Genomic DNA, 25429 nt, shown 5'->3' on the forward strand with positions numbered 1-25429 from the left:
AGACGACGTCAGGATTCTTGGCCTTGATCGCTGTCAGGATGGCGTTGAAGTCGGTCGCCTTGTCGTTGGTGTACTGCTGCGCAACGACTTGCACGCCCTTGCCCTTGGCACCCTTGATGAATTCCTCGGCAACGCCCTGGCCGTAGGCGGTGCGGTCGTCCACGACCGCAACCTTCTTGGCGTTGAGCTTCTCTGCCGCATAACGGCCGAGCGTGCCGCCCAGCTGGCCGTCGTTGGCGACGACGCGGAAGGCCGACTTGAAGCCCTGCTGGGTGTACTTCGGATTGGTCGCCGACGGCGAGATCTGCGGGATGCCCGCATCGTGATAGATCTTCGACGCCGGGATGGTGGTGCCGGAGTTCAGGTGGCCGATGACGCCGTTGACCTTGGCGTCGACCAGCTTCTGCGCTGCCGCGGTGCCCTGCTTCGGATCGGCGCCGTCATCTTCGGCCAGCAGTTCGAACTTGACCTTCTTGCCGCCGATGGTCACGCCCTTGGCGTTGAGTTCGTCAACCGCCATGCGGGCGCCGTATTCATTGTCTTTCCCCAGGTGTGCGATGGCGCCGGAGATCGGGCCGACGTGGCCGATCCTCACGACCTGTTCCTGTGCCGAAGCTGCGCCCGCGAAAGCAAAGGCGATTGCACCGGCCAACGGAATCATTTTTGTAGTGAACTGCATAAAATATCCTCCTAAGGATTGATAAAACACAGGGTAACTGCAACACTCACCTCTGGCTTGCCGCATGGCGACCGTGTGATGCAAGGCCTCCGGCGTGTCTCCAGTGCCGGTTGCTAGCCATGTTCCCCGTCGTCTGACAGCAGCCTATTTCCATTCAGAAAACTGAACAGGCAGACGGTACAACAGAAAAAAGGGTTCGCAAAGAGTTTTTCTGCGGTTTTTTGCAAAATTCAACGATTTTTATATGCCTAAACTTCATGCACTTGACAGGGTGGACCGCAAGCTTTTGAACCTTCTGCAAAAGGATAATCAGACGCCGACACGGACCCTGGCGGAGAAGGTGCACATCTCCCAGCCGACTTGCCTGCGCCGCATCCGCGAATTGAGGGAGGCAGGCGTGATCAGCGCCGATGTCGCGCTGGTCGATCCATTTGCGCTCGGCTACGGCATGCTGGCCTTCCTGGAAGTGTCGCTTAACAACCAGTCGGACGAGCACATGCAGGAATTCGAAGCCCGCATGGGAAAGGAGGCCGAGGTGATGCAGTGCTACTTCGTCTCGGGCGACTATGACTACTTCCTGGTGGTCCACGTGATCGATATGGACGCGTACTACCAGTTCGTGCGGCGTGTGATTTCCGGCTCGGGGAACGTCAGGCATTTCCAGTCGCGCTTTCCCATGAAACGGGCCAAGTTCGCGACGCGGATCGCGTTCGATGAAAAGCAGGCAGAGGTGCAGGTGAGGGTGCCGAAATAAGCGCCTGCCGCAGAAGTGGCAATAGCGGAATCGGGCGATTCAACTATGTGATGCAGCGAAAGAATGATGAAGCGGCTGGAGCCGCTTCATCGCAGGCATTCGTCAGGCTCGGCTCTTGAGGCCCTGGCCTCAGGCGCGCGCAGGATGCGCGGAGGGGAGGCGGCTCGCGGGAGATGGCGGCATGCCGGTGAACGCGAAATCGACATCGGGCTGGCGGCCGGAAACGATGTCCGCGATCGCGCGACCCGATCCGCATCCCATGGTCCATCCCAGCGTGCCGTGGCCGGTGTTGAGAAAGAGGTTGCCGATCTTCGATTTGCCGATGTAGGGAATATTGGACGGCGTCAGCGGACGCAGGCCGGTCCAGTACACCGGATTCTCATAGTCGCATGCGCCCGGGAACAGTTCGCGCGTGCGGCGGGTGATCGCTTCGCAGCGGGCGGTATTGAGTTCTCTCGTATAGCCGTTCAGTTCGCAGGTTCCCGCAACGCGCAGGCGGTCGCCGAACCTGGATACGACCAGCTTGTAGCCGTCGTCGGTCAGGGAGACGGTCGGCGCCGCATCGGGGTCGGTCACTTGGTAGGTTGCGGAATAGCCCTTGCCCGGATAGATCATCAGGTCGACGCCGAGCGGCTTGAGCAGGGGCACCGAGAAGCTGCCCATTGCCATCACGAAGGCATCGGCGCGCAAGACCTGGTGGCGGCCGTCAGGGGTGATCACCTCGACTCCGGTAACCTTGGCCGATGCGCCCGTTCCTTCGGTCAGCAGGCGGGTGATCGTGGTGCTGTAGCGGAAGTTGACGCCGGCCTGCTCGGCGCGTTGGGCAAGCCCAGTCGTGAACTTGTACACGTCGCCCGATTCATCGGTGGCAGTGAAATCGCCCCCGACGATCTTGTCGCGGATGCTGGCCAGTGCCGGCTCGATGCGGACGACTTCGTCGGCGCCGATGGAATCGCGGGGGCAGCCGAGATCCCGCATCAGCTTGGCGGCAGGCAGCGAATCCTCGAATTCCTTCCTGTCCGTATAGAAGTGCAGAATGCCCTTGGTCAGGTGGTCATAGTCCAGGCCGGTGTCGGCACGCACAGCCTGCAGAGTCTGGCGGCTGTATTCGGATATGGCGACGATCTGGCGGATGTTGCGCGCAGTGCGGGCGGGCGTGCATTCACGCAGAAAGTGCAGCCCCCAGTTCCATTGCAGCCACTCCGGCCTGAATCGGTAGAGAAGCGGCGCATCTTCCTTGCCGAGCCACTTCAATATCTTGAGCGGCGCCGACGGATTGGCCCAGGGTTCGGCATGCGATACCGAAATCTGGCCACCGTTCGCGAAACTGGTTTCCTGGGCGGCGCCCGGCTGGCGTTCGATGACAGTCACTTCATGGCCGGCCTTGTTGAGAAACCAGGCGGAAGCAGTGCCGATGATGCCGGAACCAAGTACGATAACTTTCATGACGCGGATTCTCCGTTTGACAATGACCACATTGTAAAAAGTTATCGTCTTCTTGAGTAATCAAGAGGGCTAGATAAATTTTTGGTTTTGGACGGAAAACCGGGCTTGACGTTCGAAAATCGAAGAAAGAAGGCTTCTGCCTTTATTTTTTCGAAACCTGCAGACTGGCAATTTCCTGTGTGACGGCGCGCGTCACCGCATCCTTGATCGAATGCTGTAAGCCTTCCCTGATTTCGTTGGCGAGCCGCGCGACCGCGACCTGCAATACGTCTGCAAGACTGTCGCGTACACGCTGTTCGAGGACGGCATCGATCCGGTCAAGAACCTGCCCGAGCACGCGTTCCCGCACTTGGAGTTCCAGCTTTTCCCATTCGGCCTCGTCCCAGGTTTCCGGCGCGCGGCGCGCGGGGACGGGTAGATCCGCGTCCAGGAGAGCCGGCGGGACGGCAGGCTCGCCTGAAGCTTCGGTATCAATCTCGGTAGCGGCCTCGGCCCCGGCGTTCGTATCGGCCGGTGCCGGGATGATTTCCGTCAGGACCGGTATGCCGGCATCGAGTGTATTGTTGCTCATGCCTGCTCCGCAACGAAGTGGGTAAGGGGATAGCCGCGCTGCTGGTAGAAGCGGTAGCGCTCGCGCCCGGCGGTTTTGTCAGCGTCGTCGCCCGAGACGATTTCGAACATGCGTTCGAAACGGGCGAAATGCGCGGGCGTGCCGGACGAGAGGTTGATCAGGACATGATGGTGCGGCAGTTCCGCATCGTCGCTGTCGGTGAGGATGATCGGCGTGGTGGCGGCCAGCGGATCGCCAGCCGTTACATGCGGAAGGAAATCGAGTTCGGAGAAGGTCCACAAGGCCTGGTCGAGCAGGGCCAAGGTGTCGCCGTCATCCACCCGCAGCACGATGCGGCACTGCGCGGCGCGCGCCTTCCGGGCGAGCCGGCATGCATAAAGCAGCTTGTCCGGCACGTTGCTGTGAAAATCAATGCGCGTCATGGCGTTGACAAGTCAGAAACGGAAGCCAGGCGGCGCATTGCCGATCGCCGGCGGCAGTTCGGTCGCCGACGACTGGGTTGCCGACGATTGGGCCGCCGGCTGTTCTGCGGCACGGGTTTTTGCGGCGCTCACGGCCTGCGGCACCGGAGCGGCGGCCACGGGCGAGGGATTGCGGTAGCTCCGGGGCAGCCTGCTGGTTTCCGGGTAGCCCGCCGCGCTCAGCGCGCCATTCCATGCGCCGGCTTCGAAGCCTGTTTCCTTGTTGCGTCCGACGGTCAGCATGGGGAGATTGCCATCGCCTCCGGCCTGCTTGAAATGGGCGATGTCTTCATTGCTGCTGACGGTTTTTTCCTGGAACGGGATGCCCCGTTCCGACAGCAGCTTGCGTCCATCGTCGCAGGCCGGGCAGTTGGCCGTGGTGTACAGCGTCACCGGATGGCTGCGCGCCGCTGCGGCCAGTTCGAACGGCAGATCTCCGAAAGCCGGTCCGCCGCCCGGAATCGCCCTGGTTTCCACCTTGGCGGCCGTCTTCGGGGGCGGAACGTCGCTGTAGCTGACCTTGCCGTCGGGACCCACCCATTTGTACAGTTGTGCATGTGCCGTCGCAGCGCACAGCAGCATGAGCACTGAACCGGATTGCAGCAAGCGTTTCATTTCACTCCCTTGATTCTTTTTTATGCCGTCATGCCGTTGTGTCTTAACAACGCATCGATGCTCGGCTCCCTACCGCGGAAGGCCTTGAAAGATTCCAGCGCAGGCCGCGAACCGCCCATCGCCAGGATTTCTTCCAGAAACTTGCGCCCGGTATCGGCGGAAAGCACGTTTCCGCCTATGGCGCCAGCTTCCTCGAACGCGCTGTAGGCATCCGCCGACAGGACTTCGGCCCACTTATAGCTATAGTAGCCTGCCGCGTAGCCGCCGGCAAAGATGTGGCTGAAGGAATTCTGGAAACGGTTGAACGATGGCGGAATCATGACGGCGAATTTGTTGCGTACATCATTCAGCACTTCCTGCGCGGTCCGGCTGCCGTAGGGATCGTGATCGAAGTGCAGATGCATGTCGAACAGCGCGAATTCCACCTGGCGAAGGGTCTGCAATCCCGACTGGAAGTTCTTGGCGGCGATCATCTTGTCGTACAGCGCGCGGGGCAGATGCTCGCCGGTTTCCACATGTTCGGTCATGTGCTGCAGCACATCCCACTCCCAGCAAAAGTTTTCCATGAACTGCGAGGGCAGTTCGACCGCATCCCATTCGACTCCGGAGATGCCTGATACGCCTAGCTCGTCGACCTCGGTCAGCATGTGGTGCAGTCCATGGCCGAACTCGTGGAACAGCGTAATGACTTCGTCATGCGTAAAGAGCGCCGGCCGCGGCTGGCCGTCGACGATGCCCGGCTCGGTGAAGTTGCAGACCAGGTAGGCAACCGGCGTCTGCACCGTGGAGCTCACCAGGCGGCGGCCCCGCGCATCGTTCATCCATGCCCCGCCGCGCTTGCCCGAGCGCGCGTACAGGTCGATGTAGAACTGGCCGAGCAACTGGCCATTCCGCTCGATGCGGAAGAATTTCACATCCTTGTGCCAGGCAGCTGCGGTATCGGGTTTGACTTCCACCGAGAACAGGTTCTGTATGACGCGGAACAGGCCTTCGATCACCTTGGGTTCCTGAAAGTACTGCTTGACCTCCTGCTCGGAGAACGCATAGCGCTGCTCGCGCAGTTTTTCGGATGCATACGTAACATCCCAGGCCTGCAGTTCATCGATGCCCAATTCCTTCTTCGCGAAGGCGCGAAGTTCGGCCAGGTCGTTTTCCGCGAACGGGCGGGCGCGGCCGGCGAGGTCTTCCAGGAAGCCGATGACCTGCTGCGGCGTTTCGGCCATCTTGGGCACCAGCGAGACTTCGGCGAAATTGCTGAAACCCAGCAGTTTGGCTTCCTCGTCGCGCAATTTGAGGATTTCAGCGATGTTGTTCGTATTGTCCCATTCCGGCTTCGAGCCCAGCTCGGATGCCTTGGTCACGTTGGCGCGGTAGATCGTCTCGCGCAGCTCGCGCTTGTCGGCATATTGCAGGATGGGGAAATAGGACGGAAAGTGCAGCGTGAACTTGTAGCCCGGCTTGCCGTCCCGCTCCGCGGCAGCCCGCGCAGCTTGCCTGGCGTCGTCAGGCAGACCGGCGAGATCGGCTTCGTTGTTAACGAAAAGCGCATAGTCGTTGGTCGCGTCGAGCACGTTCTCGGAAAACTTTGTCGTCAGCGCGGCGCGTTTTTCCTGGATTTCCGCGTAGCGCGCCTTTTTGTCTTCCGGTAACTCGGCACCGCCGAGGCGGAAATCGCGCAGGGCATTCTCGATGATTTGCTTGCGCGCGGCCGAGAGGCCGGCGTAGTCGCTGCTTTCCTTGATCGCCTTGTACTTCTGGAACAAGGCGAGATTCTGTCCGAGCCCGGTCCAGAACTCGGTGATCTTCGGCAGGTTTTCGTTATAGGCAGCGCGCAATTCCGGCGTGTCCATCACCGAGTTGAGATGGCCGACGACGCCCCAGGCCCGTCCCAGCTGTTCCGTCACATTTTCCAGCGGCTCGACGAAGCCTTCCCAGGTCACCCTGTCCATGGGCGCTTCAAGCCGCGCCACCACGGCGCGACCTTCATCGAGCAACGCGGATATCGCAGGCGTGACGTGTTCGGGCTTGACGGCGTCGAAACGCGGCAGATCGGAAAAGTCGAGGAGGGGATTGGTTGCGCTATTCATAGTCATGGGGGTCAGGTTCTTTCAGCGGCCTCAATGGTGTTAACGAGCAGCATCGTAATCGTCATCGGGCCGACACCTCCCGGCACCGGCGTGATATAGCCAGCGACTTCCTTGGCGTTGGCGAAATCGACGTCGCCGCACAGCTTTCCTTCATCGTCGCGGTTCATGCCGACGTCGATGACGACTGCGCCAGGCTTGATCATGTCGGCCGTGACGATATTACGCTTGCCTGTGGCGACCACGAGTATGTCGGCTCCACGCGTGTGGTGGCCGAGATCACGGGTCTTGGAATTGCAGATGGTGACGGTCGCGCCGGCTTGCAAGAGCAGCATGGCTTGCGGCTTGCCAACGATATTGGATGCGCCAACCACGACGGCATTTGCGCCCCGCACCGGGTAATCAATCGATTCCAGCATTTTCATCACGCCGTACGGAGTGCAGGGGCGAAACAGCGGCTGCCCGGTCATCAGCAGGCCAGCATTGCTGATGTGGAAGCCGTCGACATCCTTCTCCGGCGCGATCGCCTCGATCACCTTATGGGCATTGATGTGCTGCGGCAAGGGAAGTTGCACCAGGATGCCGTTAATTTTCGGGTCCTTGTTCAACGCGTCGATGCGTGCCAGCAGCGCCTCTTCGCTCATGTCGGCATCGTATTTTTCCATCACGGAATGAAGGCCGTTGTCCTCGCAGGCCTTGACCTTGTTGCGCACATAAACCTGCGACGCGGGATTGTCCCCGACCAGCACGACCGCGAGCCCGGGCTGCTTGCCCTTTGCGGTCAGGGCGGCGGCGCGCCTGGCGACGTCGGCGCGGAGTTGTTGGGAGAGCAGGGTGCCATTGATGAGCTGTGCGGTCATGGTAAAAGTGGAAAGGTGGGAAGAAAGCGATTAAAACGGAATTATAAGGCGGCAGCCTGGAGCCAGAGTTTCCAGGCGAGGCTGACGGAGGATGAAGCACCGACAGAGTGGCGGCAATCGGTTGAAATTGCTGCGTTGCCGCATATGATTTCGTATCATGAAAAGACATATCGCAATTTGAAAACTTGAAAAAGTACTGTTAGAATCTTTTCACTTCGCACCATCCCGGCAATTTCTTGTCAAAAAAACCCGGCCGCACACTGGTCGGATGGCCCCACAACCAGGAGACAACCACATGTCCGCCCAGCTCGATCAAGTACTGGCGCAAGCCGCCAACGACCCCGATGTAATGGAAACGCAGGAGTGGCTCGACGCCCTCGAAGCCGTCATCGAAACCGAAGGCCCGGAGCGCGCGCATTACCTGATGGAGCGCATGGTCGACCTGGCGCGTCGTCGCGGCGCCCACATCCCGTTCTCCAGCAATACCGCCTACGTCAACACCATCCCCGCCCACCTCGGCGAACACTGTCCCGGCAATCTCGAGTATGAAGAGCGCCTGCGCTCCTGGATGCGCTGGAATGCGATGGCGATGGTGGTCAAGACCAATCGCGCCGACGGCGATCTCGGCGGCCATATCTCCAGCTTCGCCTCGCTGGCCAACATGCTGGGCATCGGCTTCAACCATTTCTGGCATGCGCCGACCGAAGACCACGGCGGCGACCTGCTGTACATCCAGGGCCATTCCTCGCCCGGCATCTATGCGCGTTCCTTTCTTGAAGGCCGCCTGACCGAGGACCAGCTGCTCAACTTCCGCCGCGAAGTCGACGGCAAGGGCCTGTCGTCCTATCCGCATCCTAAGCTGATGCCCGACTACTGGCAGTTCCCGACCGTGTCCATGGGCCTCGGCCCGCTGATGGCGATCTACCAGGCGCGCTTCCTCAAGTACCTGCATGCGCGCGACATCGCCAAGACCGACAACCGCAAGGTCTGGGCATTCTGCGGCGACGGCGAGATGGACGAGCCGGAATCGATGGGTGCGATCGGCGTGGCCGGGCGCGAACACCTCGACAACCTGGTCATCGTCGTCAATTGCAACCTGCAGCGTCTCGACGGCCCAGTGCGCGGCAACGGCAAGATCATCCAGGAGCTGGAAGCCGATTTCCGCGGCGCCGGCTGGAATGTCATCAAGGTCATCTGGGGCGGCTACTGGGACGAACTGCTGTCGCGCGACAAGGACGGCATCCTGCAGCGCGTGATGATGGAAACCGTCGACGGCGAATACCAGAACTACAAGGCCAAGGACGGCGCCTACGTGCGAAAGCATTTCTTTGGCAAGCATCCGAAGCTGCTGGAAATGGTCAGCAAGATGTCCGACGACGACATCTGGCGCCTCAACCGCGGCGGCCACGACCCGCACAAGATCTACGCCGCATTCAAGCAGGCGCAGGAGCACAAGGGCCAGCCGACCGTGCTGCTGGTCAAGACCATCAAGGGTTTTGGCATGGGCAAGTCGGGCGAGGCGCGCAACACCGCCCACCAGACCAAGAAGCTCGACGACCAGGCGGTGCGCGAGATGCGCGACCGCTTCAACATCCCGATCCCCGATGACAAGCTGGCCGAAGTGCCGTTCTTCAAGCCGTCCGACGATGCGCCGGAAATGAAGTATCTGCATGAGCGCCGCAAGGCACTCGGCGGCTATCTGCCGCAGCGCCGCAGGCAGGCCGACGAAACACTGCCGGTGCCGGACCTGTCCGCATTCCAGGCAGTGCTGGAGCCGACCGCCGAAGGCCGAGAGATCTCGACCACACAGGCTTACGTGCGCATCATCACCACGCTGCTGCGCGATGCCAACCTCGGCAAGCGTGTCGTGCCCATCCTGGTCGACGAAGCCCGTACTTTCGGCATGGAAGGCCTTTTCCGCCAGATCGGCATCTTCAACCAGCAGGGGCAGCTGTACGAGCCGGTCGACAAGGACCAGGTAATGTACTACCGCGAGGACAAGGCCGGCCAGATCCTGCAGGAAGGCATCAACGAAGCCGGGGCGATGAGTTCCTGGATCGCCGCGGCGACCTCGTATTCGACCAACAACCGGGTGATGATTCCGTTCTACATCTTCTACTCGATGTTCGGCCTGCAGCGCGTCGGCGATCTGGCCTGGGCGGCCGGCGACATGCGCGCCCGCGGCTTCCTGCTCGGCGGCACCGCGGGACGCACCACGCTCAACGGCGAAGGCTTGCAGCACGAGGATGGCCACAGCCATATCCTGGCATCGACCATCCCCAACTGCATCCCTTACGATCCGACCTTCGCCCATGAAGTCGGCGTGATCATCCACGACGGCCTGAAGCGCATGGTCGAGAACCAGGAAGACGTGTTCTATTACATCACCCTGATGAACGAGAACTACAGCCATCCCGGCCTCAAGCCCGGCACCGAACAGGACCTGCTCAAGGGCATGTATCTCCTGAAGCAGGGCGCTACCGGCGGCAAGCAGCGCGTGCAGTTGATGGGCTCCGGCACCATCCTGCGCGAAGTCATCGCGGCGGCCGACCTGCTGAAGAACGACTGGGGCATCGACTCCGATATCTGGTCCGCGCCGTCGTTTACGCTGCTGGCGCGCGACGGCCAGGATGTCGAACGCTGGAACCTGCTGCATCCGACCGAAGAGCCGCGCCTGTCGCATGTGGCGAAGCTGCTGCAGGGCACGGCCGGTCCCATCGTCGCCTCGACCGACTACATGCGCGCATTCGCCGAGCAGATCCGTCCGCACATGCCGAAGGGCCGCAACTACAAGGTCCTGGGCACCGACGGGTTCGGCCGCTCCGACAGCCGGACCAAGCTGCGCGAGTTCTTTGAAGTCAACCGTTACTACGTCACCGTGGCCGCATTGAAGGCGCTGGCGGAAGACGGCGCGATCAAGCCGGCCGTGGTGGCGGAAGCGATCACAAAGTACGGCATCGATCCGAACAAGCCGAATCCTGTCACGCTGTAACTCTCAATCAACAAGACTAACAACTCCCTCCCTTGCCAGGGAGGGTTGGGGCGGGACGAGAGGCAGCAATGGATGCTGAACCTCGTCCGCCTCGGCCCTGCCTGCTTAAGCAGAGGGTGAGAACGGAGCTAACACAATGAGTACAACGGTCAAAGTCCCGGATATCGGCGATTTCAAGGAAGTGGAAGTCATTGAACTGCTGGTCAAGGTCGGCGACACCGTCAAGGTGGACCAGTCGCTGATCACGGTCGAATCCGACAAGGCCAGCATGGAGATTCCTTCCAGCCACGCCGGCGTCATCAAGGAAATCAGCGTCAAGGTGGGCGACAAGGTCTCCGAGGGCAGCGTGCTGCTGGTAGTGGAGGAGGGCGCTGCTTCTGCTTCGGCTCCCGCCGCAGCCGCACCTGCGCCCGCTCCCGCAGCTTCTGCTGCTCCTGCCCCTGCTGCGGCTCCCCCGTCACCTGCCGCCGCTCCTTCGACGGTCGAGGTTGAAGTGCCCGACATCGGCGATTTCAAGGACGTCGAAGTCATTGAACTGATGGTCAAGCCGGGCGACAGCGTCAAGGTCGACCAGTCGCTGCTGACGGTCGAATCGGACAAGGCCAGCATGGAGATTCCTTCCAGCCACGCGGGCGTGGTCAAGGATATCAAGGTCAAGGTAGGCGACAAGGTTTCCAAGGGTTCGCTGATCCTGACGCTGGCTGCCGAAGGCGGCGGCGCTGCGTCCGCAGCACCGGCGGCAGCGCCGGCCGCACAGCCGGCGCAGGCAAGTGCTCCTGCTCCATCGGCCGCCCCCGCAGCGGCTGCCCCTGCAGCGGAAGCCCGGACCTTGCCGACCGCAAAACTCGACCCCGCGCCGGCAAACGGCGCGAAGGCGCATGCATCGCCGTCGGTGCGCAAGTTCGCCCGCGAACTTGGCGTCGACCTCGGCCGCGTGAAGGGCAGCGGGCCCAAGGGGCGAATCCTGCATGAAGACATCCAGGCCTTCGTCAAGTCGGTCATGTCCGGTGCCGCCGCGCCCGCCGCATCCGCCGCCAAGGCCGGCAGCGGTGTCGGACTGGACCTGTTGCCATGGCCGTCGCTGGACTTCTCCAAGTTCGGCCAGACCGAGTTGCTGCCGCTGTCGCGAATCAAGAAGATCAGCGGCCCCAACCTGCACCGCAACTGGGTAATGATTCCGCATGTCACCCAGTTCGATGAAGCTGACGTCACCGACCTGGAGGAATTCCGCAAGGACTCCAACGCGGCAATGGCCAAGTCGGGCGTTAAGCTCACGATGCTGGCGTTCGTGATCAAGGCCAGCGTATCGGCGCTGAAGAAATTCCCCGCCTTCAATTCCTCGCTGGATGAGAAGGGCGAGAACCTGATCCTGAAGAAGTTCTACAACATCGGCTTCGCCGCCGATACGCCGAACGGCCTGGTGGTCCCGGTGATCAAGAATGCCGATACCAAGAGCATCTCGCAGATCGCGCAGGAAATGGGCGACCTGTCCGCGCAGGCGCGCGACGGCAAGCTCAAGCCGGCAGACATGCAGGGCGCTACCTTCACCATTTCTTCGCTTGGCGGCATCGGCGGCACGGCATTCACGCCGATCATCAATGCACCCGAAGTGGCGATCCTCGGCTTGTCGAAGTCGGCGATCAAGCCGGTATGGGACGGCAAGCAGTTCGCCCCGCGCCTGATGCTGCCGCTGTCGTTGTCCTACGATCACCGCGTGATCGACGGCGCGATGGGCGCGCGCTTCGCGGCCTATCTGGCTGAAGTTCTCGGGGACATGCGCAAGACCTTGCTGTAATCCAATAGTCATGGGGTGAGCGCCTACTGCAGCGGAAAGTGAGAAAATCGCTCTCTTTGCCTGAAGACCTGGCGCTTCATTCCCTGCTTACGGAGATTCACAATGACCACTTGCGTCGTCGTCAAGAAAAACAACCAGATTGCCATCGCATCGGATTCGCTCGTCACCTTCGGCGACACGCGGCTGTCGCATGCATATGAAGTCAACGAGAAGATATTCCCGGTCGGCGATTCGTATGTGACGCTGGCCGGCACCGCCGCCCATTTTCCGGTCATGCGCAAGCTGCTGACCGGCATGGGCGAGGAGTGCAGGCTTGGCAGCCGCGATGAAGTGTTCGAGACGTTTTCCCGCGTCCATGAAATATTGAAGGAGAAGTACTTCCTGAATACCAAGGAGGATGAAGACGATCCTTACGAGTCGTCGCAGATCACCGCCCTGATCGCGAACTCGCATGGCATCTTCGGCGTGTACTCCTACCGGGAAGTGTTCAGCTTCGATCGTTTCTGGGGCATAGGCAGTGGCCGCAATTTCGCGCTCGGCGCAATGTATGCGGTGTATGACAAGGCAACCAGCGCGCGGGAAATCGCCGAGATCGGCGTGCACGCGGGAGCAGAGTTCGACAAGAGCACATCGGGACCGTTCCGGATCTACACCGTTCCGATGAGAGACTAAAAAATGATGCCCTTCCGGGTGCGGTGCGGCCGGGAAGCGTGACAACGGAGCTAAAGCTATGAGCATGATCGAAGTAAAGGTCCCCGATATCGGTGACTTCAAGGAAGTGGAAGTCATTGAACTGCTGGTCAAGGCCGGCGACGCCATCAAGGTCGACCAGTCGCTGATCACGGTCGAGTCCGACAAGGCCAGCATGGAGATTCCCTCAAGCCACGCCGGCGTGGTCAAGGAACTCAGGGTCAAGGTGGGCGACAAGGTGTCGGAAGGAACGCTGCTCCTCATGCTGGAAGCCGAGGCCAACGCATCGGCACCGTCGGCTTCGGCGGCATCGGCCACTCCTGCGGCACCGGCTTCGGGTCAGGCGGCCGCGCATGCATCGGCCGGTTACGGCACATCCACACCTGCGGCATCGGCGGCTGGTGCCCCGGCCGCAGGTACGGGCGCTCCCGCGGCGGCCCCGACGGCAGCAAGCTTCAGCGGCTCCGCCGACATCCAGTGCGACATGCTGGTGCTCGGTGCCGGTCCAGGCGGCTATTCCGCCGCATTCCGTGCGGCAGACCTCGGCATGAACACCGTGCTGGTCGAGCGCTACGCCACGCTCGGCGGCGTCTGCCTCAACGTAGGCTGCATTCCGTCGAAGGCGCTGCTGCATGTGGCCGCAGTGATCGACGAGACGGCGGCGATGGCCGCGCACGGCGTCACCTTCGCCAAGCCGCAGATCGATATCGACAAGCTGCGCGAGTACAAGGACAAGGTCATCAAGAAAATGACCGGCGGCCTGGCCGGCATGGCCAAGGCACGCAAGGTCAATGTGGTGCAGGGCGTGGGCCAGTTCGTCGGCGCCAATCATCTCGAAGTCACGGCCGCAGACGGCAGCAAGAAGACGGTGCAGTTCAAGCAGGCCATCATCGCCGCCGGCTCTTCCGTCGTGAACCTGCCTTTCGTGCCGCAGGACCCGCGCATTGTCGATTCCACCGGCGCGCTGGAACTGCGCCAGGTGCCGAAGCGGATGCTGGTCATCGGTGGTGGCATCATCGGCCTGGAAATGGCGACCGTCTATTCGACGCTCGGCGCGCGCATCGACGTAGTGGAAATGATGGACGGCCTGATGCAGGGCGCGGACCGCGACATGGTCAAGGTCTGGCAGAAGTTCAACGAGAAGCGCTTCGACCGGGTCATGACCAAGACCAAGACGGTCGGCGTGGAAGCGCTCGCCGAAGGCATCAAGGTCACCTTCGAAAGCGCGGACCCTGCGGTTGCTGCGCCTGAGCCGCAGTTGTACGACATGGTTCTGATGGCGGTCGGCCGCAGCCCGAACGGCAAGAAGATCGCCGCCGACAAGGCCGGCGTGGCGGTCACCGATCGCGGCTTCATCAATGTCGATTCGCAGATGCGCACCAACGTCCCTCACATCTTCGCCATCGGCGACATCGTCGGCCAGCCTATGCTGGCGCACAAGGCCGTGCATGAAGCTCACGTGGCGGCCGAAGCCGCGGCGGGGCAGAAATCGCATTTCGATGCGCGCGTGATTCCGTCGGTCGCCTACACCGATCCGGAAGTGGCTTGGGTCGGTGTCACCGAGGACGAAGCCAAGGCCAAGGGCATCAAGCTGGAGAAGGGCCTGTTCCCGTGGGCGGCAAGCGGCCGTGCGGTGGCCAATGGGCGCGAAGAGGGATTCACCAAGCTGCTGTTCGATGCTGAGACGCATCGCATCGTCGGCGGCGGCATCGTCGGCACGCATGCGGGCGACATGATCGGCGAGATCGCGCTGGCCATCGAGATGGGCGCCGATGCGGTCGATATCGGCAAGACCATTCATCCGCATCCAACTCTCGGCGAGTCGATCGGCATGGCGGCGGAAGTTTTCGAAGGCGTGTGTACCGACCTGCCGCCGATGCGCAAAAAGTAAATCCGGCCATGGCCGAATCGGACTGAAACAACAAGGCGGTTGCCACGGCAACCGCCTTTTTTTGCCTTGCTGCTCTAAGGCTCAATGACCGATTTTGGTCAGGATATCGGATAGCATGGAAATCATCTGATCGATTTCTTCCTTGCTGACGTTCAGCGATGGCATGAAGCGCAGCAGGTCGGGACGCGGCGAGTTCAGCAACAGACCGACCGGTTCCATGTCGCGCGCCGTCTCCACGATCTTCGGGCCGATGTCCTTGCCCAGTTTTAGCGCGCGCAGCAATCCTTCGCCGCGCTCGCCTTCCAGGCCATGCTTTTCGCACAGTTTGAGCAGTTCCGCGCGCATGTAGGCGCCCTTGTCCTTGACCGACTGCAGGAAGCCCGGCTTGAGCAATTCATTGAGCACGGCGATGCCGACCGCTGTCATCACCGGGTTGCCGTTGTAGGTGCCGCCTTGCTCGCCAGGTTCGAACACGGAAACCTCTTCGCGCGCCAGCAATGCAGCCAGCGGCACGCCGCCACCAATACCCTTGCCCAGGGTCATGATATCGGGTTCGATGCTCGACAGCTGATAGGCAAATAGTTCGCCGGTGCGGCCCATGCCGGCCTGTACTTCATCGACGATCAGCAGCAGGTTGCGCTGCTTGGTCAACGCGCGCAGCGCCTGCATGAATTCGCGCGTTGCGGGGATTACACCGCTTTCGCCCTGCACCGGCTCCAGCATCACGGCCACCGTCTTGTCGGTAACGAGCTGCTCGACGCTGGCGATGTCGTTGAGCTCGGCCTTCAGGAAGCCCGGCACCTGCGGCGCGAACATGGTATCCCAACCGGCCTTGCCGCTGGCCGACATGGTGGCCAGGGTGCGGCCATGGAAACCGTGGTTGAAGGTAATGATCTCGTAGCGGTTTTCGCCGGCGGCATTCTTGTTGACCTTGCCCCATTTGCGCGCCAGCTTGATCGCGCCTTCATTGGCTTCGGCGCCGCTGTTGGCGAAGAAGACCCGGTCGAACGCCGAATGCTTGGTCAGCAGGGAGGCCAGCACGATCGAGGGCTCGTTGTAGAACGCCGGCGAGGGATTGAGCAGCTTGCCGGCCTGCGCATTAATCGCATCGACGATGCACTGCGGCGAGTGGCCGAGGCAGTTGACTGCCCATCCCTGCAGGTAGTCGAGATAGCGCTTGCCTTTATTGTCCGTCAACCACATGCCGCGGCCTTCCGTGAACACAATGGAGGGCCGATTGGTGATTTGCATGAGTGCATTGACGTCGTACTGGCTGAATTCCATCGTGTTGGCTCCTGGGAAAAATGGCGGTAATGAAATAAAAGGGAAAAGATAAAAAGCTTTAGGCTGACTGGCTCAAAAAAAAAGCCACAGGGTGGACCTGTGGCTTAGCGAGCAGCAAACACCTAGGCGCACGGTTTCCCTGGCTGGGGCAGCAGGGGACGGCGTCGCAGGAAATTGGCTGTCATATTCATGAATTCAATGTTAAGGCGTTTTGCCGGGTGCGTCAAAAACTATTTGACCGTCAGGACCGCATCTGCGCCATCGGCTTCGGAAGTGAATGCGTCGGCATAGAATTCTTCTTCCGGCAGGCGGCATTGGGCCACGAAGTCACGCTTGGCCGAATCCACCATGACCGGCGTGCCGCAGGCATAAACTTGGTAGCCGGACATGTCGGGCAGGTCCTGCATCACCGCCTGGTGAACGAAGCCTGCACGACCGGTCCAGCAGTCTTCCGGCTCCGCATTCGAAATGACCGGAACAAATTTGAAGTTGGGCAAGGTGCGGACCCATTCCTCGCACAGCGTCTGCATGTACAGGTCCTTCGGGCGGCGGCCGCCCCAGTAGAGGACCATCGGCCGCTTGGTCCGGTTATGGATTGCCTGTTCGACGATGGCCTTGATCGGCGCGAAGCCGGTGCCCGATGCCAGCAGCACCATCGGCTTTTCGGAATCCTCGCGCAGGAAGAAGGTGCCGAGCGGACCTTCGAAGCGCAGGATGTCGCGCTCCTTCATCGTGTTGAACACATGGTCGGTGAATATGCCGCCACGCATGTGGCGGATATGCAGGGTCAGGTGTTCGTCGAGATGGGGGGCGTTCGCCATGCTATAGCTGCGGCGTTTGCCATCCTTCAACAGGAATTCGATGTACTGGCCGGCCTTGTACTGCAGGCGCTCATTGGCCGGCAGCTGAAGCGAGAGAATGGCGACATCATCGGTCACCTTGTCGATCTTGGCCACGCGCGTGGGCAGCTTCTTGATAGGTATTTCACCGATGCCGGCCACTTCGCGCGCTTCGATCACGATATCGGATTGCGGCGTCGCGCAGCAGAAGAGCGTCAGGCCCTTTTCTTCCTCGGCAACCGACAGCGCCTTTTCCTGATGGGCGCGATGCGTGACCATGCCGTCGAGCAGCTTGCCCTTGCAGCTGCCGCATGCGCCGTTCTTGCAGCCGTACGGCAGGCCGATACCGGCGCGAATCGCCGCGGTGAGGACGGTTTCGCCTTCCTCGCATGTGAATTGCCGACCGCTCGGCTGTACTGTTACATCGAAAGTCATACAATCCTGATGATGAAAAACAATGAAATAAAATTTGCCCGCAAGCTGCGTCGCCCGCGCCTGCTGATTCTCGGCTGCGGCGATGTCGGAATGCGCCTGCTTCCGCTGGTGCGCCGCCAGTTCCGCGTCTTCGCGGTGACCAGCCAGGCCTCGCGCTGCGAAGAGTTGCGCGCCGCTGGCGCCGTGCCATTGATAGCGAACCTGGATGAGCCTGCCGCCATCGCACGCCTTGCCGGGTTGGCGTCTTACGTAGTACATCTGGCGCCTCCGCCTTCGGAAGGGCAGGAGGACCGCCGTACCCGCAATTTGACCGCCATTTTACCGCACGGCGGCATGCTCGTTTACATCAGCACGACCGGTGTCTATGGCGACTGCGGCGGTGCCTGGATCGACGAGACGCGCGCCGTGGATCCGCGGAACGCACGGGCCAAACGGCGAGTCGATGCGGAACGGGTATTGCGGGGCTGGGCGCGACGGTCGGGGTCGAAGCTCGCCATTCTTCGCGTGCCGGGAATCTATGCGCAAGACCGGCTGCCGCTCGAACGCCTGAACAAGGGCACGCCGGCCTTGCGCGATGAAGACGACGTGTATACCAATCACATTCATGCCGATGACTTGGCGCGCATTGCGGCACTGTCCCTGTTTCGCGCGAAGGCGTGCCGCGTCTATCACGCGGTCGATGATTCCGATCTCAAGATGGGAGAGTATTTCGATGCGGTGGCCGATGCCTTCCGCCTGCCGCGCGCTCCGCGCCTGCCGCGTGAGGAATTGTCCCGGGCTGTTTCACCGGTGCTGCTGTCATTCATGTCGGAGTCGCGGCGGCTGAAGAATGAGCGTATCAAGGCGGAGTTGGGCGTACGGCTGCGGTACAGCCATGTCAGCGAGGCATTGGCCCGGATGACACGGCCGGCTGAGGCATCATGACGCGCTGGTCCTGAGCACGGGATAGCCGGCTTCCTCCACAGCGGACTTGATGCGCTGAAGATCGGCGCTCGAATCGATGGAAACTTTCTGTTCGGCGAGCACGATGTCGACCTCGGCGCTGGCATCTACTTCCCGTACCGCCTTGGTGACCGCATTGATGCAGTGATTGCAGCTCATGCCTTCAACTTGCAATTCATACATGGTGATTACTCCTTCGTTGATTGGACTCCTCACTATAGGACTTCCCATGGTGGTAAGGTCAAGCGCTTCGACGAAAGTTCAGGCGACTGATTGCCATGCCTGGGCAGCACGAGCGGCCTTAGATCAAGAGAATGCCGTCTGGAACCTTGCAGGCGGCAAAATGCAAGACCGGAAAATGAAAAGTGGGAGGGAATAAAAAACGAGAAATGAAAACGAGAGGCAAAAACAGAAAAGGGTCTAAGTTTTCACTTAGACCCTTCTGATTCTGGTAGGCCGTGCGGGACTCGAACCTGCGACCAACGGATTAAAAGTCCGCTGCTCTACCAACTGAGCTAACGACCCGAAGACCAAGATTATAGAGAGTTATTATGCAAGCTGTCAATGCGTCGCATTCAGAATTCCTTGCTGCGCATGCTTGCAATCATCATTGGGCCGGCAAGGCGGCAATGCATTCGCTTTCCTGGCAGGATTGCGAACGCATTGACGTGATTCACTTGAGCGCAACCAGCCTTTCGCGTGCAGTTTGCGCCGATGGCGAATCGGGATACTGTGCCACCAGTGTTTCCAGACTCTTCTTGGCAGCAGCGCGATCCTTCAGTTCCATCTGGCAGCTTGCAATATTCAGCAAGGCATCCGCAGCCTTGGGACTGTCCGGGTAATTCTTGACCACAACCTGCTGGGCCGTGATGGCGTTGCGATAATCGCGCTGCGCATAATAGGTATTGCCCAGCCAGTACTGTGCAGACGGCGCCAGAGCACTTTGCGGATAGCGGCGGGTGAATTCAAGGAACGAAGCACCCGCATTCCGGTAGTCGCCCGATTTGAAGAAGGCGAGGGCAGCATCGTATGCACGCTGCTCTCCCTGATCAACCATGACTTCCTTGCCATCGACCGTTACTTGCTGCGGTTCCAGCTTGCGGATGCGGTTGTCGAGATCGACGTAAAAGTCCTTCTGCCGTTTCTGGGCATTGGCCAATTCATTGGTCAGTATCTCGATCTGGCCGCGCAAGCGCGAGATTTCCTGCTTGAGCTGCTCGTTCTGATTATTCAGATCGAGACTGTTCGTCTTATCAGCCTTGGCATTGATTTCACTCTGCATGTTGGCCAGGCGACTGCGGATGTCGAGAATGGCCCGGCGGGCTTCTTCGTCTTCGAACAGCGCGGCGGTCGCCTGCATCGGTGTCAGTGTGAAAGCGGCCACCGCGGCCGCAGCAAGTGTGGATCGAATGAAGTTGTTCATGGATTATTGGTAAACGAGATCGGCGCGGCGGTTCTCGGCCCATGCGGCTTCGTCGCTGCCTGTCGCCTTCGGTTTTTCCTTGCCGAGAGAAACGGCTTCCACCTGCGCGTCGGACACGCCCAGCAGGCCGAGTGCGCGGCGCACGGCCTCGGCACGCTTCTGGCCGAGGGCCAAGTTGTATTCACGGCCACCGCGTTCATCGGTATTGCCCTGGATGATAATCCTGCGGCCCTTGTTTGCTGCCAGATATTTTGCATGTGCCTCTACGACCGGCTTGAATTCGTCCTTGACAGTGTAGCTGTCATAGTCGAAGTAAATGCTGCGCTTGGCAAGGATTCCCTTCGGATCGTTCAGCGGATCGGTCGAGCCGGTGGTCACCGGCGAGATGGTGCGTGCATCGGCGGTCGTGGGAGCCGTCGTGCCGGTACGGTCTTCGACTTTGGCCTTGTCATCCAGTTTGACGTTGGAGCCGCAAGCCGTGAGAGCCAGCGCGCTCGTGAGGATAAGGGCTAAAGTGGTGGTGTTGCGCATTCGAATTTCTCCTGAGTGATTGTTGCCTTAAACCTATATTATTTCATGAACGGGCCCCAAGTAGGCTCCCTGATGTCGCCTGCCTGTGTAACCAGACGTTGCCGGACGCGGCCATCCACCGACACGACCGAGAGCGAACCCCGCCCGGTTGCATACATGATGTACTTGCCGTTCGGCGAGAAGCTGGGTGATTCGTCCCTGGTGCTGTCCGACAGCCGGAGTTCCTGGCCACTGGCGAGATCGAGCGCATACAGCTGGAATCGGCCTTCGCGGCGCGAGATGTAGGCGAGGGTCTTGCCGTCCGGCGCGATGCGCGGGCTGATGTTGTAGCTGCCGTTGAACGTGATGCGCTGCGCTTCGCCACCGTTGGCGCTCATCCGGTAGATCTGCGGACCGCCGCTGCGGTCGCTGGTGAAGTAGATGGCTTGCCCGTCGGCCGAGAATTGCGGCTCGGTCTCGATGCTTTGCGAGTTGGTCAGCTGGCGCAGATTGCTGCCGTCTGCATTGACGACGTAGATTTGGGTATAGCCGCTGCGGGAGAGGGCCAGCGCCAGCTTCGATCCGTCAGGCGACCATGAAGGCGCGGAGTTGCTGCCGCGGTGGTTTGCAACAACGGTACGCTGCCGCGTCGTCAGGTCCTGGACATACACCACGGGTTTCTTCGCTTCGAAGGAAACGTAGGCGACCTTGGTGCCGTCGGGCGACCACGAGGGCGAGATGATCGGCTCATTGGAGCGTAATGCCGTTTGCGTGCCTTCACCATCGGCATCGGCGACCTCGAGGCGGTATTCGTTGCCGACCTTGGTCACGTAGGCGATGCGGGTGGAGAATGCGCCGCGTACGCCGATCAGCTTTTCATAGATGTCGTCTGCAATCTTGTGGCCTGCCACTCGCAGGCGGTCGGGGCCGGCGACCTGGCCGAAGCCGGACAGGCTGGACGACTTGACGGTATCGAGCAGGCGATAGCGGATATCGTAACGGCCGTCGGCCAGGCGCTGCACGCTGCCAACAACGAGGGCATCGGCGCCCTTGGCCTTCCATTCGCCGTAGTTGACGGGAACGGTTTCCGACATTGTGTTTCCGGTATCGATGATCTTGAAGTAGCCGCTGCGCGCGAGGTCGGCCTTGATGATGGCGGTGATCTGCTGGGGCGCGATGGTCTCGTCGGCGAATCCTGCGATTGCCACGGGAATCTGCGTCGCGCCTACACCCGAGGTTTCGACGCGCAGTTGTGCCTGTGCCAGCGTCGCGGCGAAGCCGAAGGTGAGTATGACGAGAGTGCGCGAAAAGAGATGTTTTATCATGGTCGCTTACTGATCTTTCACTGGTCTTTCGGTTTGTGGATGCCAAGGAAGCTCGACGGTACGCCGCCCGAGCTGTCTTTCGGATACGGTTGCGAACGTTCGATCGCGCGTGCGACGGCTTCATCGAATCCGGGTACGCCGGACGAGCGCAGCTTGCGCAGTCCCGCAATCGAGCCGTCCGGCAACAGGCGCACTTCGTATTCTACCGGCGGGTTGCCCTGCAGGCTTTCCGGCACGATGAATGCAATGTTGGAACGGATCTTCGCCGCGATGCGTTGACTATACGCGCCATCCGCGCGTCCGCCCTGTGCCTTCGGCGCATCGCCGCTGCCGCCGGCGCCGGTGATGCGCCGCATGTCTTCATCGCGCATCTTTGCCGCCAGCCTGGCGTCGGCTTCTTCTTCCTGCTTGCGCTTCTTCTCGGCGGCTTCCTTCTTTGCCTTCTCCGCCTTTTCCCTTTCGAGCCTCTTCGCTTCTTCCTGCTGTTTCAACTTGGCAAGCTTCTCATCTTCAAGGCGCTTCTTCTCCCTGGCGAGCTTTTCTTCGGCTTCGCGGCGCTCCCTTTCCTTCGCCAGCTTTTCCTTTTCTTCCTCTTCGCGGCGCTTTTTCTCTTTTGCCAGCCTTTCCTTTTCTTCCTGCTCCTGGCGCTGCTTTTCCTCCTGGGCCTTGCGCTTCTTTTCCTGTTCGAGCGCGATGTCCGGCTTGGCGACCGGCGGTTCCTCGACCTTGGGTTTCGGCGGTTCCTTGACGACAGGTTGCGGCTCCGGCTTGGGTTCGGGCCGGGGTTCCGGCTTCGCTTCCGCGGTCTTTACCGGCTCCGGCTGGGGCGCGGCTTCGCGCGGCTGCGGACTCCATACCTCGGCTTCGATGGTGGTCGGCGTTTCGCTTTGCCAGCTGATCCCGATCCAGAAGAAGGCTAGCAGCGCAAGGTGCACCAGCGCCGCAAGGATCAGGGAACGCCAGCGGCCCGGTTCCTTGGGGACGTTATAGGGAGTCGAGTCATTCATGGCACTCATTGCTTTGTCGCCAACCCCACGCGGTTGATGCCGAGTTTCTTGGCTTCGGAAATGACCTGGATGACGTCGTCGTACCTGATTTCCTTGTCGGCCGAAATCATGACTGGCAGTTCCGGATCGGCTTCATGCAATGCACGCAGCTTTTGCAGCAATGCGCTGCGTCCGCCCACTTTTTCCGCGGCGCTGCTGCCATTCTTGCCGCCATTGACGCTGATGGTGGCGGTGGTGTCGGGCTTGAGCGAAATCTGGATGTACTCCGTCGGCGGCAGCGCGGATTTGGCTGCCGTTGGCAGATTGATCACGCCGGGATTCGTCATCGGCGCCGCCGCCATGAAAATGATCAGCAGGACCAGCATCACATCGATGTACGGAACGACGTTGATTTCTGACTTGAACTTGCGGCTGCGACCGCCGCGCATCGAACTGTTGCCTGCCATTAGCGGACCTGCCGTTGCAAGATGTTGGAGAACTCTTCGATGAAGCTTTCGAAGCGGATCGCGAGACGGTCGATGTCATGCGAATAACGATTGTACGCAACCACGGCGGGGATTGCGGCGAACAGGCCGATGGCGGTTGCGATCAGCGCTTCCGCGATGCCCGGCGCCACCGATGCCAGCGTCGCCTGCTGCACATTTGCCAATCCGCGGAAGGCATTCATGATGCCCCAGACTGTGCCGAACAGGCCGACATAGGGAGACACGGAACCGACCGAGGCAAGAAAGGCCAGATGCGATTCGAGTGCGTCCATCTCCCGCTGATAGGCTGCCCGCATGGCGCGGCGCGCGCCGTCGATGGTGGCGGTCGGATCGATCTGGCCCTTGTTCGCGAAGGTGGCCTTGGCCTTGATGAATTCGCCCATGCCGGATTCGAAGATGCGCTCGAGCGCGCCGGTATGGTTGCCGCTGCGGCGCCGGTTCGATGTGGCTTCCTCGTAGAGCGCATTCAGATTGCCCCCGGACCAGAATGCGCGTTCGAATTCTTCGGTCTGCGTCTGCGCGCTGCGGATCGCAAACATCTTGCGGAAAATATAAGACCAGCTCATGATGGAAACCAGCAGAAGCAAGGCCATGACGAGTTGCACAAGCAGCGAGGCATTGCTGATCAGCGAGATAAACGAAAGATCGTGTGTGACGCTCATGTTTTAATTAATGTAATTGCAGGTAATGGCCGCATTCCGTCGATGCGCCCGATTGCTCGGGCGGCACGACGCTCTGCAGGATATGTACGCTATTGCCGCTCTATTGCGACCTTCTGATGCGGTCTAACACTTCGTCCGGTATCGGACTCGGGCGGAAGGTTTCAGTATGGACGCAGCCGACACGGATTCTTCCGCTGGTCAGCAGGGTTTTTTCTGCTCCCTGTTCGCGCCAGGCTTCCTGAAAAAACTCCACCGAAGCGCGACCGAGTTTTTGGACCACGACGCTAAGTTTCAGTTCATCATCTAATTTCGCGGGAGAATGATAATCCACGGAAGTGCTTTTGACGACGAACATCGCGCGATGTGTCTCCGTTAACAGCTGCTGTCCTATGCCATGCGCACGAAGCCATTCGGTGCGTGCCCGCTCGAAGAACTTCAGGTAGTTGGCGTAGAAGACCACGCCGCCGGTATCGGTGTCTTCATAATAAACGCGCACATTCCAGAAAAATTCCTTATTCATGGCATGTGCGCGGCTAAAGCTGTCTTGATATCGAATGGCATTGAAGTGCCGTTCCCTTGCTTGGTGTTTTACTATGTATTGCGCTTGATGTTGAAAGGCGAAAAGCCCTGGCAGGTCGGCATCATCTCGATATAGTTGATGTTGACATGCGGCGGCAGGGTGGCGATCCAGTAAGCGGATTCGGCAATGTCGCGCGCCGTCAGCGGCACAGTTCCTTCGTAGACCTTGGCCGCAGCGGCATCGTCCTTCAGGCGTACATTGGAAAATTCCGTCCCGCCGCACAGACCCGGTGCGATGTTGGTTGCGCGGACGCCGGTGCCGACCAGGTCGGCGCGCAGGTTCAGCGTGAACTGGTCGACGAAGGCCTTGGTCGCGCCATAGACATTGCCGCCGGGGTAGGGGTAGGCGCCGGCGGTCGATCCAATGTTGATCACCGTGCCGCGTCCGCGTGCAACCATGCCGGGCAGGACGGCGTGGGTCATTGTCACCAGTCCCTTGCAGTTGGTGTCGATCATGGTCTCCCACTCCTCCAGCGAAGACTTTTGCGCAGGCTCGACACCCAATGCCAGGCCGGCATTGTTGATCAATACGTCAATTTCGCTCCAGCCGGAATGAAGGGCGGCGAGCGCGCCTGCGATGGACGCCTTGTCGCGGACATCCATTTCCACCGGAAGAAGGGATGTGCTCAGTTCGGCGGCAAGCTTGTCGAGCCTATCCTTGCGGCGGCCGGTAGCGATGACCTTGTGGCCGTTCTGCACGAACTTGCGCGCCATTTCTTCGCCAAAGCCGGAGCTGGCGCCGGTAATCAGGACGATCATTGCGATTTCCTTTCGACCAAAAATTAGAATTGGGCAAAATTGTAGCCGAAAGACGTCAGGTCGATCCAAAATGCGCTCATTTAAGAGCTGAACAGGGAAGAGAATGCTGCCGTGGGGCGCCTTGCTCAATTGCTTGTCCTATCTTACAATCTAGGTCCATTTCGTCCCACGTAACTGGCGAATGCCGGATTCCATTCCGGCGACAAGGTGGACATCCACCGGGGAACGTGGGATACGAGAGCTGTCAACCGCTCTCACGCCGTTCGCCTGGGCAGCCCAAATGGAATGCACGACTGAGGCTGCCTGTCCACTTCCTATGGCCCTCATTCGATTTCGGCAAA

Annotated in this window: 24 protein-coding genes, 1 tRNA gene and 1 riboswitch; of the genes, 6 read left to right on the top strand and 19 right to left on the bottom strand. The window is 60.4% G+C overall.

Going from position 1 to position 25429, the window contains the following annotated elements; all coding sequences use genetic code 11:
- A partial coding sequence (locus RY831_RS18210; RefSeq protein WP_326507804.1) for a branched-chain amino acid ABC transporter substrate-binding protein occupies positions 1-679 on the bottom strand: 679 nt, incomplete at its 3' end.
- A gap of 244 nt (positions 680-923) precedes the next feature.
- Between RY831_RS18210 and RY831_RS18215 the strand changes: the two genes are divergently transcribed.
- On the top strand, positions 924-1433 hold the full coding sequence (locus RY831_RS18215; RefSeq protein ID WP_326507805.1) for an Lrp/AsnC family transcriptional regulator: 510 nt from the start codon (positions 924-926) through the stop codon (positions 1431-1433).
- Between the two features lie 129 nt (positions 1434-1562).
- On the opposite strand, the gene RY831_RS18220 is transcribed toward RY831_RS18215, so the two are convergent.
- The 6 genes from RY831_RS18220 to folD all read right to left on the bottom strand — a co-directional run bounded on the left by RY831_RS18220 (position 1563) and on the right by folD (position 7470).
- Complete coding sequence (locus tag RY831_RS18220) at positions 1563-2879, bottom strand: D-amino acid dehydrogenase (RefSeq protein ID WP_326507806.1); 1317 nt, start codon at positions 2877-2879, stop codon at positions 1563-1565.
- A 142-nt stretch (positions 2880-3021) separates the two neighbouring features.
- Positions 3022-3450 (bottom strand): DUF2486 family protein, encoded by a 429-nt coding sequence (locus RY831_RS18225; RefSeq protein ID WP_326507807.1) that lies wholly within the window; start codon positions 3448-3450, stop codon positions 3022-3024.
- Positions 3447-3872, bottom strand: coding sequence for a DNA polymerase III subunit chi (locus RY831_RS18230; protein WP_326507808.1), 426 nt, complete (start codon positions 3870-3872; stop codon positions 3447-3449). The genes RY831_RS18225 and RY831_RS18230 overlap by 4 nt, the downstream gene beginning before the upstream one ends.
- A 12-nt stretch (positions 3873-3884) precedes the next feature.
- A complete protein-coding gene (locus RY831_RS18235) occupies positions 3885-4526 on the bottom strand; it encodes a DUF4124 domain-containing protein (protein WP_326507809.1) in 642 nt (213 codons plus the stop codon).
- A 20-nt stretch (positions 4527-4546) separates the two neighbouring features.
- Entirely contained in the window at positions 4547-6613 is a 2067-nt protein-coding gene (locus RY831_RS18240; protein WP_437126290.1) for a M3 family metallopeptidase, read from the bottom strand.
- 11 nt (positions 6614-6624) lie between these two features.
- Positions 6625-7470: a bifunctional methylenetetrahydrofolate dehydrogenase/methenyltetrahydrofolate cyclohydrolase FolD gene (gene folD / locus RY831_RS18245; protein ID WP_326507811.1), complete on the bottom strand. Its 846-nt coding sequence runs from the start codon at positions 7468-7470 to the stop codon at positions 6625-6627.
- A 295-nt stretch (positions 7471-7765) separates the two neighbouring features.
- On the opposite strand from folD, the gene aceE reads away from it, so the two are divergent.
- From aceE to lpdA, 4 genes are all read left to right on the top strand, one after another.
- Entirely contained in the window at positions 7766-10462 is a 2697-nt protein-coding gene (gene aceE, locus RY831_RS18250; RefSeq protein WP_326507812.1) for a pyruvate dehydrogenase (acetyl-transferring), homodimeric type, read from the top strand.
- 136 nt (positions 10463-10598) lie between these two features.
- Positions 10599-12257, top strand: a complete 1659-nt coding sequence (aceF, locus tag RY831_RS18255) for a dihydrolipoyllysine-residue acetyltransferase (protein WP_326507813.1) — start codon at positions 10599-10601, stop codon at positions 12255-12257.
- A 102-nt stretch (positions 12258-12359) separates the two neighbouring features.
- Positions 12360-12929: an Ntn hydrolase family protein gene (locus tag RY831_RS18260; RefSeq protein ID WP_326507814.1), complete on the top strand. Its 570-nt coding sequence runs from the start codon at positions 12360-12362 to the stop codon at positions 12927-12929.
- Positions 12930-12987: 58 nt separating this feature from the next.
- Positions 12988-14838, top strand: coding sequence for a dihydrolipoyl dehydrogenase (gene lpdA, locus RY831_RS18265; RefSeq protein WP_326507815.1), 1851 nt, complete (start codon positions 12988-12990; stop codon positions 14836-14838).
- Positions 14839-14919: 81 nt separating this feature from the next.
- Here lpdA and RY831_RS18270 read toward each other — a convergent pair whose 3' ends face one another.
- Both RY831_RS18270 and RY831_RS18275 read right to left on the bottom strand, forming a co-directional pair.
- Positions 14920-16122 (bottom strand): acetylornithine transaminase, encoded by a 1203-nt coding sequence (locus tag RY831_RS18270; protein ID WP_326507816.1) that lies wholly within the window; start codon positions 16120-16122, stop codon positions 14920-14922.
- 230 nt (positions 16123-16352) lie between these two features.
- Positions 16353-17396 (bottom strand): CDP-6-deoxy-delta-3,4-glucoseen reductase, encoded by a 1044-nt coding sequence (locus RY831_RS18275; RefSeq protein WP_326507817.1) that lies wholly within the window; start codon positions 17394-17396, stop codon positions 16353-16355.
- A gap of 12 nt (positions 17397-17408) precedes the next feature.
- Here RY831_RS18275 and RY831_RS18280 point away from each other — a divergent pair, with 12 nt between their 5' ends.
- On the top strand, positions 17409-18320 hold the full coding sequence (locus tag RY831_RS18280) for an SDR family oxidoreductase (protein ID WP_326507916.1): 912 nt from the start codon (positions 17409-17411) through the stop codon (positions 18318-18320).
- On the opposite strand, the gene RY831_RS18285 is transcribed toward RY831_RS18280, so the two are convergent.
- From RY831_RS18285 to RY831_RS18330, 10 genes are all read right to left on the bottom strand, one after another.
- Entirely contained in the window at positions 18315-18521 is a 207-nt protein-coding gene (locus RY831_RS18285) for a heavy-metal-associated domain-containing protein (RefSeq protein ID WP_326507818.1), read from the bottom strand. The two genes, RY831_RS18280 and RY831_RS18285, sit on opposite strands and share 6 nt — an antisense overlap.
- A gap of 266 nt (positions 18522-18787) precedes the next feature.
- Positions 18788-18863 (bottom strand) — tRNA-Lys (locus tag RY831_RS18290).
- Between the two features lie 148 nt (positions 18864-19011).
- A complete protein-coding gene (gene ybgF, locus RY831_RS18295; RefSeq protein WP_326507819.1) occupies positions 19012-19761 on the bottom strand; it encodes a tol-pal system protein YbgF in 750 nt (249 codons plus the stop codon).
- 3 nt (positions 19762-19764) lie between these two features.
- Positions 19765-20292, bottom strand: coding sequence for a peptidoglycan-associated lipoprotein Pal (gene pal / locus RY831_RS18300; protein WP_326507820.1), 528 nt, complete (start codon positions 20290-20292; stop codon positions 19765-19767).
- A 38-nt stretch (positions 20293-20330) separates the two neighbouring features.
- On the bottom strand, positions 20331-21596 hold the full coding sequence (tolB, locus tag RY831_RS18305; RefSeq protein WP_326507821.1) for a Tol-Pal system beta propeller repeat protein TolB: 1266 nt from the start codon (positions 21594-21596) through the stop codon (positions 20331-20333).
- A gap of 17 nt (positions 21597-21613) precedes the next feature.
- Entirely contained in the window at positions 21614-22603 is a 990-nt protein-coding gene (tolA, locus tag RY831_RS18310; protein ID WP_326507822.1) for a cell envelope integrity protein TolA, read from the bottom strand.
- A 5-nt stretch (positions 22604-22608) separates the two neighbouring features.
- Positions 22609-23049: an ExbD/TolR family protein gene (locus RY831_RS18315; protein WP_326507823.1), complete on the bottom strand. Its 441-nt coding sequence runs from the start codon at positions 23047-23049 to the stop codon at positions 22609-22611.
- A complete protein-coding gene (tolQ, locus tag RY831_RS18320; protein WP_326507824.1) occupies positions 23049-23750 on the bottom strand; it encodes a protein TolQ in 702 nt (233 codons plus the stop codon). The genes RY831_RS18315 and tolQ overlap by 1 nt, the downstream gene beginning before the upstream one ends.
- A gap of 100 nt (positions 23751-23850) precedes the next feature.
- Complete coding sequence (gene ybgC, locus RY831_RS18325) at positions 23851-24270, bottom strand: tol-pal system-associated acyl-CoA thioesterase (protein WP_326507825.1); 420 nt, start codon at positions 24268-24270, stop codon at positions 23851-23853.
- 71 nt (positions 24271-24341) lie between these two features.
- Positions 24342-25088: an SDR family NAD(P)-dependent oxidoreductase gene (locus tag RY831_RS18330; protein WP_326507826.1), complete on the bottom strand. Its 747-nt coding sequence runs from the start codon at positions 25086-25088 to the stop codon at positions 24342-24344.
- Positions 25089-25248: 160 nt separating this feature from the next.
- A riboswitch (ZMP/ZTP riboswitch) is annotated at positions 25249-25368 on the top strand.
- The last annotated feature ends 61 nt before the right edge of the window (positions 25369-25429 follow it).

The sequence above is a fragment of the Noviherbaspirillum album genome (genome assembly GCF_035916955.1).
Lineage (GTDB): Bacteria > Pseudomonadota > Gammaproteobacteria > Burkholderiales > Burkholderiaceae_D > Noviherbaspirillum > Noviherbaspirillum album.

Excerpts from the sequence above, each read along its gene's own strand:
- RY831_RS18225 (WP_326507807.1), bottom strand. The coding sequence starts at position 3,450 with ATGAGCAACAATACACTCGATGCCGGCATACCGGTCCTGACGGAAATC.
- tolB (WP_326507821.1), bottom strand. The coding sequence starts at position 21,596 with ATGATAAAACATCTCTTTTCGCGCACTCTCGTCATACTCACCTTCGGC.
- RY831_RS18220 (WP_326507806.1), bottom strand. The coding sequence starts at position 2,879 with ATGAAAGTTATCGTACTTGGTTCCGGCATCATCGGCACTGCTTCCGCC.
- ybgF (WP_326507819.1), bottom strand. The coding sequence starts at position 19,761 with ATGAACAACTTCATTCGATCCACACTTGCTGCGGCCGCGGTGGCCGCT.
- pal (WP_326507820.1), bottom strand. The coding sequence starts at position 20,292 with ATGCGCAACACCACCACTTTAGCCCTTATCCTCACGAGCGCGCTGGCT.
- folD (WP_326507811.1), bottom strand. The coding sequence starts at position 7,470 with ATGACCGCACAGCTCATCAATGGCACCCTGCTCTCCCAACAACTCCGC.
- RY831_RS18315 (WP_326507823.1), bottom strand. The coding sequence starts at position 23,049 with ATGGCAGGCAACAGTTCGATGCGCGGCGGTCGCAGCCGCAAGTTCAAG.
- RY831_RS18285 (WP_326507818.1), bottom strand. The coding sequence starts at position 18,521 with ATGTATGAATTGCAAGTTGAAGGCATGAGCTGCAATCACTGCATCAAT.
- tolA (WP_326507822.1), bottom strand. The coding sequence starts at position 22,603 with ATGAATGACTCGACTCCCTATAACGTCCCCAAGGAACCGGGCCGCTGG.
- RY831_RS18260 (WP_326507814.1), top strand. The coding sequence starts at position 12,360 with ATGACCACTTGCGTCGTCGTCAAGAAAAACAACCAGATTGCCATCGCA.
- RY831_RS18240 (WP_437126290.1), bottom strand. The coding sequence starts at position 6,613 with ATGAATAGCGCAACCAATCCCCTCCTCGACTTTTCCGATCTGCCGCGT.
- aceE (WP_326507812.1), top strand. The coding sequence starts at position 7,766 with ATGTCCGCCCAGCTCGATCAAGTACTGGCGCAAGCCGCCAACGACCCC.
- lpdA (WP_326507815.1), top strand. The coding sequence starts at position 12,988 with ATGAGCATGATCGAAGTAAAGGTCCCCGATATCGGTGACTTCAAGGAA.
- RY831_RS18230 (WP_326507808.1), bottom strand. The coding sequence starts at position 3,872 with ATGACGCGCATTGATTTTCACAGCAACGTGCCGGACAAGCTGCTTTAT.
- RY831_RS18270 (WP_326507816.1), bottom strand. The coding sequence starts at position 16,122 with ATGGAATTCAGCCAGTACGACGTCAATGCACTCATGCAAATCACCAAT.
- RY831_RS18215 (WP_326507805.1), top strand. The coding sequence starts at position 924 with ATGCCTAAACTTCATGCACTTGACAGGGTGGACCGCAAGCTTTTGAAC.
- aceF (WP_326507813.1), top strand. The coding sequence starts at position 10,599 with ATGAGTACAACGGTCAAAGTCCCGGATATCGGCGATTTCAAGGAAGTG.
- RY831_RS18280 (WP_326507916.1), top strand. The coding sequence starts at position 17,409 with ATGAAAAACAATGAAATAAAATTTGCCCGCAAGCTGCGTCGCCCGCGC.
- RY831_RS18275 (WP_326507817.1), bottom strand. The coding sequence starts at position 17,396 with ATGACTTTCGATGTAACAGTACAGCCGAGCGGTCGGCAATTCACATGC.
- RY831_RS18330 (WP_326507826.1), bottom strand. The coding sequence starts at position 25,088 with ATGATCGTCCTGATTACCGGCGCCAGCTCCGGCTTTGGCGAAGAAATG.
- ybgC (WP_326507825.1), bottom strand. The coding sequence starts at position 24,270 with ATGAATAAGGAATTTTTCTGGAATGTGCGCGTTTATTATGAAGACACC.
- RY831_RS18235 (WP_326507809.1), bottom strand. The coding sequence starts at position 4,526 with ATGAAACGCTTGCTGCAATCCGGTTCAGTGCTCATGCTGCTGTGCGCT.
- tolQ (WP_326507824.1), bottom strand. The coding sequence starts at position 23,750 with ATGAGCGTCACACACGATCTTTCGTTTATCTCGCTGATCAGCAATGCC.